The following is a 14071-nucleotide window of genomic DNA, read 5'->3' on the forward strand; positions in this document are numbered from 1 at the left end:
GGAGGCCCCAAAACATTTTTATGAAATTCGCCCGCTCAACTCTCAGGTGATAGAGCATGGGAGAGCCCGACAAGTATGAGATTCTTCAGGATTTGATGAGGAGGCGAGGTTTCGCGTGGGGTAGCTTTGAAATCTACGGCGGTTCACGCGGATTCTACGACTACGGCCCGCTCGGCGCGACGATAAAGAGGAAGATAGAGCGGAAGATAAGAGAAGCCTTCCAGAGGGAAGGCTTCTTCGAGCTCGAAACGCCTGACATAACGCCCGAGAAGGTCTTCATAGCGAGCGGACACGTGGAGAAGTTCGTAGACCCCCTCGTCGAGTGTAAGAAGTGCGGTGCCCGCTTCAGGGCCGACCACCTCGTCGAGGAAGCCCTTAGCATGGACGTCGAGGGGTTATCGGCTGAGGAACTCACGAAGCTCATCAGGGAGCACAACATTCGCTGTCCCGAGTGCGGTGGGGAGCTGAGCGACGTCTGGTACTTCAACCTCATGTTCGAGACGAAAATCGGCCCCTACGGCGACCAGAAGGGCTACCTGAGGCCAGAAACTGCCCAGGGCATATTCGTGAACTTCAAAAGGCTGAACGCCTTCGCAAGGAACAAGCTCCCCTTCGGCGTCTTCCAGATTGGGAAAGCTTACAGAAACGAGATTTCACCGAGGCAGGGGATGTTGAGGCTCAGGGAGTTCACGCAGGCCGAGGCCGAGATATTCTTCAACCCGAAGGAAACCGAACACCCGCACTTCGACGAGGTCAAGGACGAGGTTCTGAGGCTCTACCCGATAGAGCACCAGCTCAAGAACCTTGGCGAGATTGAGCTCACCGCCGAGGAGGCGGTAAAGAGGGGCTACATCATGAACACCTTCTTCGCCTACTACATGGTCATGGTCAAGAGAACCCTCCTCGACATCGGCATTCCGGAGGACAAGATACGCTTCCGCCAGCAACTGCCGGAGGAGAGGGCGCACTACTCGCGCGACACCTGGGACGCGGAAATCCACAGCGAGCGCTTCGGCTGGGTCGAGTGCGTTGGAATAGCGAACAGGGGAGACTACGACTTAAGCCGGCACATGCGCGAGAGCGGAGCCGACCTTACGGTGCTCATCCACTACGACGAGCCGAAAATCGTGAGGAAGCTGGAGGTTTCCCTCAACCTCAAGCGCGTCGGTCCGAAGCTGAGGAAAGACGCCAAGAGGATAAACGAGCTCATCAAGGGCTGGGACGAGGAGAAGAAGCGCGAGCTGGTTGAGCTTCTTGAGAATGAGGGCAAGGTCACGATTGAGGGCTACGAGCTGGAGAAGGACGACTTCATAATCAGGGAAGTCGAGGAAAAGATAACGGGCGAGAAAATAGTCCCCCATGTGCTGGAGCCGAGTTTCGGAATAGACAGGCCCTTCTACCTGCTCCTCGAGAACAGCCTCGTCATCGAGGAGGACAGGACTTACCTCAGGCTCAAGAAGGACATGGCGCCGATTGAGGTTGCCGTCCTCCCGCTCGTGGCCAAAGAACCGCTTAAGGGCATAGCCTACGACGTCTTCAGAAAGCTCCAGAAAGCGGGCTTTATAGCGGTCTACGACGAGAAAGACACCATCGGAAAGCGCTACCTCCGCTACGACGAGATTGGAACGCCCTACTGCGTGACCATCGACAACCAGACGCCCGAGGACAACACGGTGACGATTCGCGACCGCGACACGAGGGAGCAGGTAAGGGTGAGCATCGAGGAGCTACCGTCAAAGCTCAGGGAGCTGATTTTTGGGGAGTGAGTCCCCGTTTCCTACACTCTTTCTGGTGGGAGACATGAAAATCCACCTTATCTACCGGCGGATTCCGAACCGGGTTCTCGAACGGGACGACGAAGTTGTGGCAGATTTGGGCGATGTAATCGTCGCCAAGGCCAAGTTCGAAGGAATGCTCGCCCCTCTGAGGGTGAACGGAGTCGAAGTCATCAGAAACGGCTACACCATGCTCTACTTCGCCTTCGTCGGAAAGAACTACGACATCTTAAAGGTCTACGATGAGCGGGGCAACTTCAGGGGACTCTACGTTGATGTCTTAGCATACACGAAGCGCGAGGGAAACACCTTGGAGATGCTCGATTTGTTTCTCGACGTTTTCATCTTCCCGGACGGGAAAGCGTTCCTCCTCGACGAGGACGAGCTTGAGATGGCCCTCAACTACGGGCTGATTGACAGGGAAACCTACGATTTTGCCTACTCCGTCGCGAGGGAGATACTCGAAAAGGCCGGGCGCGGTGAATTTCCACCCGAAATCGTGTGGAAGTACGGGGAGGGTTCGAGATGAGCGCAAAATTCATAAAGGAGACGAAAGAGGGAACGCTCCTTCTCGTTTACGTCCAGCCGAAGGCAAAGAAGAACGAGATTGAAGGAATCGACGAGTGGCGTGGAAGATTGAAGGTCAGGGTGAAGGCCCCGCCCGTTGGAGGAAAGGCGAACAAGGAACTCGTTAAGTTCCTCTCGAAGGTTTTAGGGGCTGATATCGAACTGGTTCGCGGAGAGACGAGCAGAGAGAAGGATTTGCTGGTCAGGCTGAGCGCGGAGGAGGTAAAGGGAAAGCTGGGGCTTTAATCACTTCAAAATCCCCAGGCTCTCGTTCGTCTTCTTTATGCTCTCCCACTTGTCCGCGAGCTCGAACATCGCCCTTATCGCGTCGATGTTCTCCGGAACCACGTCGCTCTCCTGATGCACTGCCTGAATGTAGAACAGCCTGTTTCCACGCACGTTTACGCTCTCCTTCCAGACGGCTATCTCGTAGAGGTTGTTCCACTCGCGGTGCAGGTCGCGGGCGAACTCTATGAGCTGGGCGGTGCTCTCGAAGCCCTTCTCCTTCTCGAAGAGCAGAACGCGCGTGGTGTTCTCAAAGATATCCACGACGTCCTTCGCCTCGACCGGCTTCTTCAGCTCAACCATTACGCTGTGAACGTGCATGAGTGTCGTCGGAACGACGAAGGCGCTCGTCTCGATGTTAATCGGTATAACCGTCTGGACGTCCGGCCCGTGGTGGGAAGGAACGGTAACGCTCGGCGTTATGGCGTTTATCGGCCCTCTCTTAGTGTCGTTGGGGTCAGCTGCCCTTCTAATCATGACCGCGTAAACGTAATCGATGTACTCCTGAATCGCGCTCAGCGTTCTGGTTAAACCCGTCGTGTTGCAGGAGACGACGCGGACGTAGTCCTTGCCGAGGGCCTTCTCGTAGTTGGCTTGGGCCACGAAGGAAACCTCGGCGACGTTCGCCTTCTCACCGCCCTGGAAAACGGCTTTAACCCCGGCCTTCTCGTAGAGGGCCTTGTTTTTCGCCCCCATTCCTCCGGGGGTTGCGTCCACGATTACGTCAACCTCGTTGAGAAGGTCCTCCAGCGTTCCGGCAACCTCGAAGCCAGCCTTCTCAAACCTTGGCAGGAACTCCTCGCTCGCGGCGTAGACCGGGATTCCAAGTTCCCTCGCGCGGTAGGCTTCGAAGTCCGGCTTGGTCTTGGTTACGCCGATGAGCTTCATATCGTCCTGTTTGGTTACGGCGTAGGCGACACGCTTTCCTATCGTGCCGTAGCCGTTGATTCCTACCTTAACCCTGGCCATGGCAACCACCGGGAGTTTTATAGCGATAAAATACTTAAACCTTGTTTTCACTCGTGGTGAAAAGCACTTCAAGAAGTGGCTGTTTTGACATTCTCCTGCAAAACCCCTCCGCTGGCGTTATAAGTCCCTAAGTTGAAAATTCTCCGGTGGTGGGAATGTTCGCGGAGATACTGACGGTAGGCGACGAGCTCCTCACGGGGAACACCGTTGACAACAACTCCGCCTTCATAGCCCAGAAACTCACCGAGCGGGGCTACTGGGTGAGGAGGAAAACGACTGTGGGAGACGACGTGGAGGAGATAAAGACCGTCCTCAGAGAAATCCTAGTGAGAAAACCCGAGGTTCTGGTTATTTCCGGCGGTCTCGGCCCGACCCACGACGACGTTACGATGTTGGCGGTTGCGGAAGCCCTCAATAGGAGGCTCGTCCTCTGCGAGGAGTGTCTTGAAAGGATTAGAGCGTTTTACCGCGAGCTTTACGAGAAGGGCCTCATAGACGACCCTGAGCTGAACGAGGCGAGAAGAAAGATGGCCTACCTGCCGGAGGGCGCGGAACCGCTTGAGAACACCGAGGGCGCCGCTCCGGGAGCGTACATCGAGCACGGGGGTGTTAAGATATTCGTCCTTCCCGGAATGCCGCGCGAGATGAAGGCGATGCTCGAGAAGGAAGTCCTCCCAAGGCTTGGGAAGAAGAAGTTCGTCCAGAGAAAGCTACTGGCGGAGATAACGGACGAGAGCAAGCTCGCGCCGATACTCAACGAGACGCTGGAGCGCTTCAAGGTTAGAATCCACTCCTCGCCGAAGGGCTTCGGGAAGTACATCGGGATAATCCTCTTCGGTGAAAGCGAGGAGGAGATAGAGCGCGCGAAGGCCTTCATGGAGTCAAAGGGAATCCGCTTCGAGGAGGGCTGGTAACCTTTAAATTCTCTCCTCCAAGTTCGTTAGGGGTGAGAGGGTGCAGATACTCGAAGAGAAGCCCAAGGAGGGCATAGTGAAGGTAAAGGCCGAAACGCTGGACGACCTTTGGCACCTCTATCACGTCATAGACCCCGGGGATATAGTTTACGCGAAGACCCTTAGAAAGCAGGCCCAGAGGACGGACTCGCTGAGGGCCGAGAAGGTCGAGGTCATTCCGGTTTATCTCGGCGTTAAAGCCGAGAAGATAAACTTCCACAAGTTCGCGAACCAGGTTCGCGTTACCGGGCCGATAGTCTACGCGAGCAGGGACGACGTTCCCCTCGGCAAGTACCACACGATAACGATTGAAGAAGGAACGGTTGTAACAATCCAGAAGCCCCGCTGGAAGGAGCACCACATAGAGCGCCTTAAGGAGGCGATTGAGGCCTCGAAGAGAGCCAAGGTCATGATTGTTGTCATCGACGAGGGAGAGGCTGACATAGCGCTCGTCCGCGAGTACGGCGTCGAGATGGTCGCGAGCATAAGGAGAAACCTCGGCGGGAAGCGCTACAACACAGACAGAGAAAGCGAGGAAAAGAAGTTCTTCCACGACTTGGCCAAGACTATGGCCGAGCTAATGGAGAGGGAGAAAATCGAGAAGGCGATTGTAGCTGGCCCGGGCTTCGTCAAGGAGGACTTCCACAAGTTTTTGAGGGAGAACTACCCCGAGCTGGCCAAGAAGGTCGTCATTGAAGACACCAGCGTAACTGGAAGAACGGGCATCTACGAGGTTATCAAGCGCGGAACCGTTGATAGAGTTTACCACGAGAACAGGGTTGCGAAGGAAGTCCAGCTCGTTGAGAAGGTCCTTGAGAACATCGCGAGGAACACCGGGTTGGCCACCTACGGCCTCAGGGAAGTGGAGGAAGCCGTGAACTACGGGGCCGTTGAGACGCTTTTGGTTCTCGACGAGCTTTTGAAGGGCCAGCACAGGGGGAAGGTCGAGGAACTCATGGACGCCGTGAGGTATTCGAGAGGTGAAGTGGTCATCGTCAGCTCGGAGCACGAAGGAGGAGAAAAGCTGAAGGCCCTTGGTGGCCTCGCGGCGTTGCTGAGGTTCAGGGTGAAGTAATATTCAGTAAAGCTCCACATAGGGGTCGCCTTCGAACTCAGGGAAGGGCCTTTCCTCGCTACCCTCCACGAGAATTCTCTCCTTTTCCTCCGTGAACTCACCGAGCTCGAAGGCCTTAATCCCATTTTTATTCAATTCTGCAATCAGAGAATCGACGTTCTCCGGAGGCGTTATCGCTATCAGCGTTCCCGTTGAGGAGACACTCCACGGTTCCAGCCTGTAGAAATCAAGGACTTTCCTTACAAGGGGGTTCAGCTCGAGCCTCTCACCGTAAACCCTGAAGCCCACCCCCGAGTTATCTGCAATCTCGTGGAGCGCCGTTAATCCGCCTTCGGTAGCGTCATGCATCCCCCTGACGAAGGGCTCCGCTATCAGAGCATCTGGAAGAACCGTCTCGAGCCGATAGAGCGAGCGGAGTTCGGCGATTTGCCGGGGGGTTAAGACCTTTCTCAGCTCTTCAGCGCGGAAGTAAGCTGAGGAAACCGCGAACTCAAGAGCGACTTTGTTCGTAACGATTATCCTATCCCCGGGTCTCGCGATGGGAAGTTTGAGCTCCTCCTTCTTCACGAGCCCCATTGCCGTTGTGGTTGCGGTTGGCTCGGAAATCGAGGGGTAAACTCCGGTGTGCCCGCCGATTACCGCCGTTTTATACCGCTCGCACTCCCGGTTGAGGTCCCCCATCGCTTTTCGAAGGAAATCCTTAGTTGTTCCCGGTGGGAGGAGAAAATCAACCACGAGCCACCTCGGTCTCGCTCCAAACACAGCCACGTCGCTTGATGCAAAATGGTAGGTGAAGAAGCCGAAGGTCTCAGCGGGAACGCCGAGCGTTGGGTCAGTGGCGATTACGAGGTAGTTCTCGTCGTCGTACTCGAGAACCGCCGAGTCAAAGCCCTCCCTCGGTCCGTAGATTACCCTGGCGTCATCAACACCGAGGTTCGGGAAGATTACCTCCCGCAGGACGTCGTTCCTCAGCTTTCCGGGCGGGAGCATCAGAACCACCGGTAGAGGATTATCGTAACGTTGTCGTGGGTGACGCCGAGGGCCTCGTTGAGCAGTGCATTAACGGCCTCGCGGGGTTCGTTGTTCTCGCGCAGGATTTCAAGGATTCTCTCAGGCTTCACGTAGTCGTGAAGGCCGTCGGTGCTCATGAGAAGCCAATCACCGGGTCTGGCCTCCCAGCGATAGAAATCCACGGCGAAGCGCCTCCCACTGGCACCGATGACGTGGGTGAGCCTGCTGGACGCTGGATGGCCCCAAGCTTCCTCTTCGGTCAGTTCCCCCCTGTCAAGGAGCTCTCTCAAGAGGTTGTGGTCGCGCGTCTGGGCCAGCACTTTCCCGTCCCTTATCAGCTGGGCCCTGCTGTCGCCGGTGTTGGCGAGGAAAACTTCCCTCCCCCTAACAACGGCGGTGAGAAGCGTCGTTCCCATTCCAGCCCTCTCGCCAACTGCCTCCTCCAGAACGGCGGAGTTCGCGAGCTCGTGGGACTTCCTGAGGAGAACCCGTATCATCGCCCCGTCCATTCCGTCCTCATATTCGCTCAGGAGGACCTCCCGGGCCGTTTCGAGGGCAATTGCCGAAGCGACCTCCCCGGCCGCGTGTCCTCCGAGGCCATCTGCTATCCCAAGGTAGTGGCCGTAGGGGAGCTTTCCAACGGCGAACCCGTCCTCGTTGTTCTTCCTCGCCCCAACGTCGCTCACCGCGCAGAGGTGGGGGTAGCAGAGCCACTTCGAATCCATTCCTATCACCGTTTGAACTTTTCGATAACTTTTTTAACTTCTTCGAGTGTCTCCTCGTCGGCGTTCCAGGCCATTATCTCGAAGCTCGGCACGCGGACGCTTACCCTGACCTTCCGCCTCCTCGCGATTCTGCTGACCTCGTAGTTCACCCGGTAAGCGAGGTTCATCAGCTCCTCCGTGACGATTTCCTCGCGGTCTATGTACTGCAAGGGACAGCCCTCGCGCCACTGCCTCCTCCTCGCGTGCTCGTACATGCGGTACGGCCGTATCCCGGCCTCCTCGGCGAGCCGTTCGACGACGTCGGCAGGATACTTGATTAGGGGTCTGAAGAAGGGAACGCCTATCCTCGGAATCTCACAGAGCCTTATGTCCGTTCTGCACTGGTCGAGGAGCGCTCCGATTATCTTATCGTTGGCGTTGTCGCCCTTTGCTAAGACGTCAAAGCCGTTGTTGAGGGCGAACCACTTGGCGTTCCAGAGCATGACCTTCTTGCAGTTGATGCAGACCGGGCCCTTCCTTCCAACAGCTTCGCGTAATAGGCCGTCCGTAACGTCCACGAGGTAGTGCTCGACGCCGAGCTCCTTTGCAAACTTCATCGCCCAGCCGAGCGTTTCGCGCCAGCTCCAGCGGTGAAAGAACGTCAAGGCAGAAACGTTGAGACCGGCCTCTTTGAGCAGGTAGAGAACGAGCGAGCTGTCCTTTCCACCGGAGAAGAGAACGAGAACCTTCTTGTGGTGAATGCCAGACTCCCTTGAGAACTCCCGGATTTCCTCAACGACATCCTCAAGCATGAAAAAACGTAAAGGATGGGGCTTAAAAAGCTGAGCCTCAAACGTTGAACTTCTCGACCCACTGCTCGGCGAGGTCCCCAAAAATCGGGAACTTGTAGAGCTCGCCCTGGTAGGCCTTGAGCATTCCCACAATCCAGGCTATGATGGCAAGGAGCGACAGCAGATAGGCGATGAGCCAGCCAATAATCGGTATAATCTGAAAGACCTTGATTGCAATCGTGAAAAACAGGAATGTCACCGTTGACTGCATGGCGTGGAAGCGTACGAAGTAGCTCTCCTTTTCAAGCAACAGCAGGATTATTCCAGTTAGCCACCATAGCAGATACGCGAGCAGTCCCTCCACGTTCTCATCCATTCCGAGGGACGTTTTTCTAATCTCCTCACCCATAGTGATACACCTCCAACATTCTCTATTGGCACCCCTATAAATACCTTTGCAAGGTCAGGGACCGGTTTTCCAACCCCAGGCGATTTGGATTCGAACCGCTGAGTTTTGTTAGGCTCACCAAAGATTTATTAAGGGATTCACCAACCTCAAGTGGAATTAGGAAAACCTAACGGTGATGAACATGATTGTGCCCTTACTGTCACTCGCTCCTGGCGAGAGAGGGGTTGTGGTTGACCTGCGGGGAGGGCCGAACTTCCGGAGCAGGCTCTACGCGATGGGACTGGCGCCGGGGGCGATTGTTAGGGTCCTCGAGAACTACCCGAGGGGCCCGGTTATAGTCGAGGCCGGTGGAACGAGGCTGGCACTTGGAAAGGGCATGGCCTCAAGAGTCCTTGTGAGAAAACTCTGAGGTGATAGCATGGCGATGAGGGTGGTCGCCCTAGCCGGCAATCCCAACGTTGGAAAGACGACGATATTCAACGCCTTAACCGGAATGCGCCAGCACGTCGGCAACTGGCCCGGCGTTACCGTCGAGAAGAAGGAGGGCGTTTTTGAGTACAAAGGCGAGCGTTTTCTCGTGGTCGATTTGCCCGGAACGTATTCTCTCACCGCTCACTCCGTTGACGAGCTCGTCGCGAGGAACTTCCTTCTCAACGGAAACCCCGATGTGGTTGTTAACGTGGTTGACGCGACCTCGATTCTCAGGAACCTCTACCTCACCATGGAAATCTTCGAGATGGGGCTGAAGAACGTAATCATAGCCCTCAACAAGCTCGATTTAGCGGAGAAGAAGGGAATCAAGATAGACCCCGTAAAGATGTCCAGGGCCCTCGGCGTTCCAGTCGTCCCGCTCAGCGCCAAGGAAGGTGCCGGAATCGAGGAGCTCAAGGAGAAGATATGGGAGATGGCGCACGGGAAGATAAAGACGAACCCCGTTCTACCGCGCTACGACGAGGCGGTCGAGAGGGAAATCGAGCACATCTCCAAGTGCCTTGAGGGAACGAAGCTTGCCGGCCGTTACCCGCTCCGCTGGCTGGCGATAAAGCTCCTCCAGCGCGACGACGAGGTCATGAAGCTCGTTCTCCGCTATCTCGGAGAGGAGAAGCTGAAGGAGATAATGACCCACATAGGCGAGGCTGAGGAGCGCTACGGGCGGGCAATGGACCTGATTATAGCCGGTCAGAAGTACGAGTTCATAGACGGCCTTACCCACGAGTTCATGAGCTACGGAAAGGCCCGGGAGACGCTCACAGACCAGCTCGACAGAATCCTCGTCCACCCGGTTTACGGCTTCATAGCGATGGCCTTCGTCTTCTACCTCGTCTTCAAGTTCGTCTTCACCTTTGGAATGCCCCTCCAGAGAATCCTTGACGAGGCGTTCTCGGCTTTTGGGAGCTGGCTCGCACCCCACATAACCAACGAGACCCTGCGCGGTCTCCTCGTGGACGGAATCATCAGCGGTGTTGGCTCAGTCTTAAGCTTCTTCCCGCTCGTCTTCTTCCTGTTCCTCGCGCTTTCCTTCCTCGAGGACCTCGGCTACATGGCAAGGGTAGCGGTGCTGATGGAGGGGATAATGCGGAAGTTCGGCCTGCCGGGCAAGGCGATAATACCCCTAATCCTCGGCCTCGGCTGTAACGTTCCAGCCGTCATGGCCACGAGGACGCTCGACGAAGAAAGAGACAGGCTCGTGACGATGTTCGTCAACCCGTTCATCCCATGCTCCGCCAGACTCGCCGTCATAAGCTTCCTTGTGGGGGCCTTCTTTGGAGGGAACGCGGTCGTCGCCGTTGGAATCTATCTCATAGCGGTCGCCGTGGCGTTGCTCTCCGCCAAACTCGTGAGCAGGTTCGTCTCCGGCGAGGAAAGCCCCTTCGTCATCGAGCTCCCTGAATACATAATCCCGAGCGGAAGGAGCCTTCTCCTCCACTCGTGGGAGAGGAGCAAGGAGTTCGTCCAGAAGGCCGGAACGGTAATCCTCGTCGGCTCGATAGCGATATGGTACCTCAGCAACTATCCCGTGCCGATTGGAACAGGAAAGAGCTACGCCGAGAGGCTCGGCCACTTCGTCGCACCTTACCTCAACCTCATGGGACTCGACTGGAAGGCCGGGGTGAGCCTAATCTTCGGAATAATTGCCAAGGAGAACGTAATCTCAACGTACAGCATTCTCTACGGCGGTCTGACGGGCGAGGCACTCAAGGAGGCCATGATGTCCTCTATGAGCCCACTGCAGGGCTTCGTTCTGGCGGTCGTCACGACGCTCTACATACCGTGCGTGGCCACGATAGCGGCCATAAGGGCCGAGAGCAACTGGAAGTGGGCGCTCGCGGTGACGGTCTACATGATAACAGTCGCCTCGCTCCTTGGAATCCTGATATGGCACGTTGGAACGGCGCTGGGGTTGTGAAGATGGGCAAGATGGAGGAAGTGCTGAGGCTCATCAACGAGGGCAAACGCTTTCCCCAGGACATCGCGAGGGAGCTCGGGATTACGGTTGAGGAAGTCGAGGGAATAATCGAGCTCCTCAAAAGCCTCGGCTACATCGAGGAGGTTGAGCAGAGGCCGGCCTGCGAGATCTGCCCGCTCAGGAAGGTCTGTTATGGAAAGTGCCTCGTGCCGAGGGTGAAGGTGCTTAGGCCGAGCTTTGACGTCCACAAAAACGAGCGTTAGCGAACAGTTCGGTGCATCCATCTTTTCGTCCGGTCGGGCGCTTCGCGTTCTTCAAGCAGGGGCCGTTAAGCCTGCTTAGCCACTCCATTCTCGGGGCCACCGGGCCTTTTGCCACCTTAACGTCAACTTTTCGAGAATAGTCACCGCCGGTTAAACCTTTCACCAGCGGTAATATATTTTATGGCCGTAAAATATATAAGCCGGCCCGTGGTATCTATAGACGGTGAGAACCATGAAGGCTGTCATTCTCGCAGGCGGTTTTGGAACGAGACTCAGGCCACTGTCATCAACGAGGCCAAAGCCGATGATTCCGGTCCTCGGAAAGCCCAACCTCCAGTACATACTCGAGGCGCTCGAGAAGGTCCCCGAAATAGACGAGGTCATTCTCTCCGTCCACTACATGAGGGGCGAGATAAGGGAGTTCATTGACGAGAAGATGGCGGACTATCCCAAGGAAATCCGCTTCGTCAACGACCCCATGCCACTCGAGACCGGTGGCGCGCTCAAGAACGTTGAGGAGTACGTGAGCGATGACTTCCTCGTGATTTACGGTGACGTCTTCACGAACTTCGACTACCGCGAGCTCATAAAGGCCCACGAGGAGAAGGGCGGACTCATAACCGTTGGGGCTACCAAGGTCTACGACCCGGAGCGCTTTGGCGTTCTCGAGATGGACGAGAGTGGAAAGGTGCTCCACTTCGAGGAGAAGCCCAAGAGGCCCAAGAGCAACCTCGTCGACGCCGGAATCTACGTCGTGAACAGGAAGGTTCTCGAGGAGATTCCTAAGGGCAAGGAGGTCTACTTTGAGCGTGAAATCCTGCCGAAGTTCGTCGAGCGCGGTGAGGTTTACGCCTACCGGATGCCGAAGGGGACCTACTGGGTCGACCTCGGAACGCCAGACGACCTGTTCTACGCCCACCAGATAGCGCTCGACGAGATGGCTCGCGAGAACGGCTACTTCAAGATAGCAGAGAGCGCGGAGGTTCCAGAAGATGTAGAGATTCAGGGGCCGGTCTACATTGACGAGGGCGTCAAAGTAGGGCACGGCGTCAAGATTAAGGCCTACTCCTACATCGGCCCGAACACAGTGATAGAGGACAGAGCCTACATCAAGCGCTCCGTCCTCATCGGTAGCGACATAATCAAGGAGCGCGCCGAGCTGAAGGACACGATACTCGGCGAGGGAGTTGTAGTTGGCAGGGACGTAATCATCAAGGAGAACGCCGTCATCGGCGACTACGCGAAGATTTACGACGGACTCGTGATTTACGGGGCGAAGGTTCTGCCCTGGAAGAAGGTCGAGGAGTACGAGGCCTACATCAAGATAAAGCTCGACCCGACGAAGGTCAGGCCCGGCCAGTACCCGGACCGCTGTCCTCTCGGCCTTCCGGAGTGTATCTACAAGAAGTTCAAGGCGATAGCCGGCGAGAAGCCTCCGTGCGACGAGTGTATCGAGAACCAGTGGCTCTTCTGAGCTTTTTAATCTTCTTTCTAGGTCTTCTTTGAGTCTTATTGCAACTTCAGAGCATCTTTGACAGTATCATAAACGCGATTAACTTTCAATTCTCTTCGAGTCTTATTGCAACCAGTATCTCCCTTTCGTGCTTGGTCAGGCGCTTCCCCTCTTTCAATTCTCCTAGAGTCTTATTGCAACTTTCGGACTGACCCATTCGTTTATGCTGATGATTTTGCTTTCAATTCCCCTCGAGTCTTATTGCAACATTCAAGGACAGGGACCACTACCAGGCTTGGGTGGTTATTTCAATTCTCCTAGAGTCTTATTGCAACAAGGCGCTTAGAGCGGAAGCTGGAGCGGTTGAAGAAGATTTCAATTCTCCTAGAGTCTTATTGCAACAGCCAGTCCCCTGGCAATCTCCCAGATGCTCCTGTACATTTCAATTCTCCTCGAGTCTTATTGCAACTATATCAAGGGGAAGGCCGAGATATGGAAGAACGATAACTTTCAATTCTCCTCGAGTCTTATTGCAACAACGGTTCCGGATACCTCCAAACGCCAACCCTCTACCTCTTTCAATTCTCCTCGAGTCTTATTGCAACAGGACGCTTCGCTATCATATGAAGAAGCTCGCTGATGCCTTTCAATTCTCCTCGAGTCTTATTGCAACCGTAGTCGAAGAACATCGCGAGCAAAATGCCAGCTACCTTTCAATTCTCCTCGAGTCTTATTGCAACCAGATGCTATCGCCCGGGCTTTATAGTCGTCAACGTCCTTTCAATTCTCCTCGAGTCTTATTGCAACGTGGTTATCTGGGTGGAGCTTATGCTGGAGCTCAAATCTTTCAATTCTCCTCGAGTCTTATTGCAACTTCACCAGGATGGGCTCCACGTCCACCCTGTAGCGATCTTTCAATTCTCCTCGAGTCTTATTGCAACAGGAGCGCTTCGGGTTGGACAACTGGGCATTTACAATCGCTTTCAATTCTCCTCGAGTCTTATTGCAACCGATAAAAACGAGCTGGAAATATCATTATGCGAAACTCTTTCAATTCTCCTCGAGTCTTATTGCAACAGCCCTCCTATCGCTCAGCTGGAAGAGAAAGTCCGTCTTTCAATTCTCCTCGAGTCTTATTGCAACTCAGAAGACCATCATATGGGTGAAGCCAAAAGGTCCCACTTTCAATTCTCCTCGAGTCTTATTGCAACGAGATGGGCCTCGCTCTCCTGGAGTTCATAGCTTCAACTTTCAATTCTCCTCGAGTCTTATTGCAACGGCATGGCCTTAGGCCTGAGGCCTTTCCGGTTAAGCTTTCAATTCTCCTCGAGTCTTATTGCAACCTTAGAAGGCGCAGTAGACCTAAACGAAGCGTTCATCTTTCAATTCTCCTCGAGTCTTATTGCAAC

Annotated in this window: 14 protein-coding genes and 1 CRISPR repeat array; of the genes, 9 read left to right on the forward strand and 5 right to left on the reverse strand. The window is 55.2% G+C overall.

Annotated features, from left to right (window positions below):
- Positions 1-56: 56 nt before the first annotated feature.
- Genes glyS through E3E28_RS10460 form a run of 3 tightly spaced genes read left to right on the forward strand, consistent with a single transcriptional unit; the run spans position 57 to position 2588 of the window.
- Positions 57-1766, forward strand: a complete 1710-nt coding sequence (gene glyS, locus E3E28_RS10450; RefSeq protein ID WP_167915026.1) for a glycine--tRNA ligase — start codon at positions 57-59, stop codon at positions 1764-1766.
- Between the two features lie 34 nt (positions 1767-1800).
- The gene (locus E3E28_RS10455; protein WP_167915027.1) at positions 1801-2304 is read left to right on the forward strand and encodes a DUF402 domain-containing protein; all 504 of its coding nucleotides are present in this window, start codon (positions 1801-1803) and stop codon (positions 2302-2304) included.
- The gene (locus E3E28_RS10460) at positions 2301-2588 is read left to right on the forward strand and encodes a DUF167 domain-containing protein (RefSeq protein WP_167915028.1); all 288 of its coding nucleotides are present in this window, start codon (positions 2301-2303) and stop codon (positions 2586-2588) included. The genes E3E28_RS10455 and E3E28_RS10460 overlap by 4 nt, the downstream gene beginning before the upstream one ends.
- Here E3E28_RS10460 and E3E28_RS10465 read toward each other — a convergent pair whose 3' ends face one another.
- Complete coding sequence (locus E3E28_RS10465; protein ID WP_167915435.1) at positions 2589-3596, reverse strand: phosphorylating glyceraldehyde-3-phosphate dehydrogenase; 1008 nt, start codon at positions 3594-3596, stop codon at positions 2589-2591.
- A 155-nt stretch (positions 3597-3751) separates the two neighbouring features.
- On the opposite strand from E3E28_RS10465, the gene E3E28_RS10470 reads away from it, so the two are divergent.
- Together E3E28_RS10470 and E3E28_RS10475 are read left to right on the forward strand one after the other, a co-directional pair.
- The gene (locus E3E28_RS10470; protein WP_167915436.1) at positions 3752-4510 is read left to right on the forward strand and encodes a molybdopterin-binding protein; all 759 of its coding nucleotides are present in this window, start codon (positions 3752-3754) and stop codon (positions 4508-4510) included.
- Positions 4511-4550: 40 nt separating this feature from the next.
- Positions 4551-5624, forward strand: a complete 1074-nt coding sequence (locus tag E3E28_RS10475) for an mRNA surveillance protein pelota (protein ID WP_167915029.1) — start codon at positions 4551-4553, stop codon at positions 5622-5624.
- A gap of 3 nt (positions 5625-5627) precedes the next feature.
- On the opposite strand, the gene E3E28_RS10480 is transcribed toward E3E28_RS10475, so the two are convergent.
- The 4 genes from E3E28_RS10480 to E3E28_RS10495 are packed head-to-tail and all read right to left on the reverse strand — an operon-like array spanning position 5628 to position 8539.
- Entirely contained in the window at positions 5628-6614 is a 987-nt protein-coding gene (locus E3E28_RS10480) for an AIR synthase family protein (RefSeq protein ID WP_167915030.1), read from the reverse strand.
- The gene (locus E3E28_RS10485) at positions 6614-7360 is read right to left on the reverse strand and encodes a PP2C family serine/threonine-protein phosphatase (RefSeq protein WP_167915437.1); all 747 of its coding nucleotides are present in this window, start codon (positions 7358-7360) and stop codon (positions 6614-6616) included. Before E3E28_RS10485 ends, E3E28_RS10480 begins: the two co-directional genes overlap by 1 nt.
- Before the next feature lie 5 nt (positions 7361-7365).
- Positions 7366-8151, reverse strand: a complete 786-nt coding sequence (locus E3E28_RS10490; RefSeq protein ID WP_167915031.1) for a 7-cyano-7-deazaguanine synthase — start codon at positions 8149-8151, stop codon at positions 7366-7368.
- Positions 8152-8188: 37 nt separating this feature from the next.
- Complete coding sequence (locus E3E28_RS10495; protein WP_167915032.1) at positions 8189-8539, reverse strand: DUF4870 domain-containing protein; 351 nt, start codon at positions 8537-8539, stop codon at positions 8189-8191.
- 181 nt (positions 8540-8720) lie between these two features.
- Between E3E28_RS10495 and E3E28_RS10500 the strand changes: the two genes are divergently transcribed.
- The 4 genes from E3E28_RS10500 to E3E28_RS10515 all read left to right on the forward strand — a co-directional run bounded on the left by E3E28_RS10500 (position 8721) and on the right by E3E28_RS10515 (position 12683).
- The gene (locus E3E28_RS10500) at positions 8721-8948 is read left to right on the forward strand and encodes a FeoA family protein (protein ID WP_099211522.1); all 228 of its coding nucleotides are present in this window, start codon (positions 8721-8723) and stop codon (positions 8946-8948) included.
- A gap of 9 nt (positions 8949-8957) precedes the next feature.
- A complete protein-coding gene (gene feoB, locus E3E28_RS10505; RefSeq protein WP_167915033.1) occupies positions 8958-10946 on the forward strand; it encodes a ferrous iron transport protein B in 1989 nt (662 codons plus the stop codon).
- Positions 10947-10948: 2 nt separating this feature from the next.
- On the forward strand, positions 10949-11209 hold the full coding sequence (locus E3E28_RS10510; RefSeq protein ID WP_167915034.1) for a DNA-binding protein: 261 nt from the start codon (positions 10949-10951) through the stop codon (positions 11207-11209).
- Positions 11210-11441: 232 nt separating this feature from the next.
- Positions 11442-12683 (forward strand): sugar phosphate nucleotidyltransferase, encoded by a 1242-nt coding sequence (locus E3E28_RS10515; RefSeq protein WP_167915438.1) that lies wholly within the window; start codon positions 11442-11444, stop codon positions 12681-12683.
- A 15-nt stretch (positions 12684-12698) separates the two neighbouring features.
- A CRISPR array of direct repeats spans positions 12699-14070; the repeat unit is 29 nt; unit sequence CTTTCAATTCTCCTCGAGTCTTATTGCAA.
- Position 14071: the final 1 nt, after the last annotated feature.

Origin of the sequence: Thermococcus sp. 21S9, assembly GCF_012027635.1 — an archaeon.
Classification (GTDB): Archaea; Methanobacteriota_B; Thermococci; order Thermococcales; family Thermococcaceae; genus Thermococcus.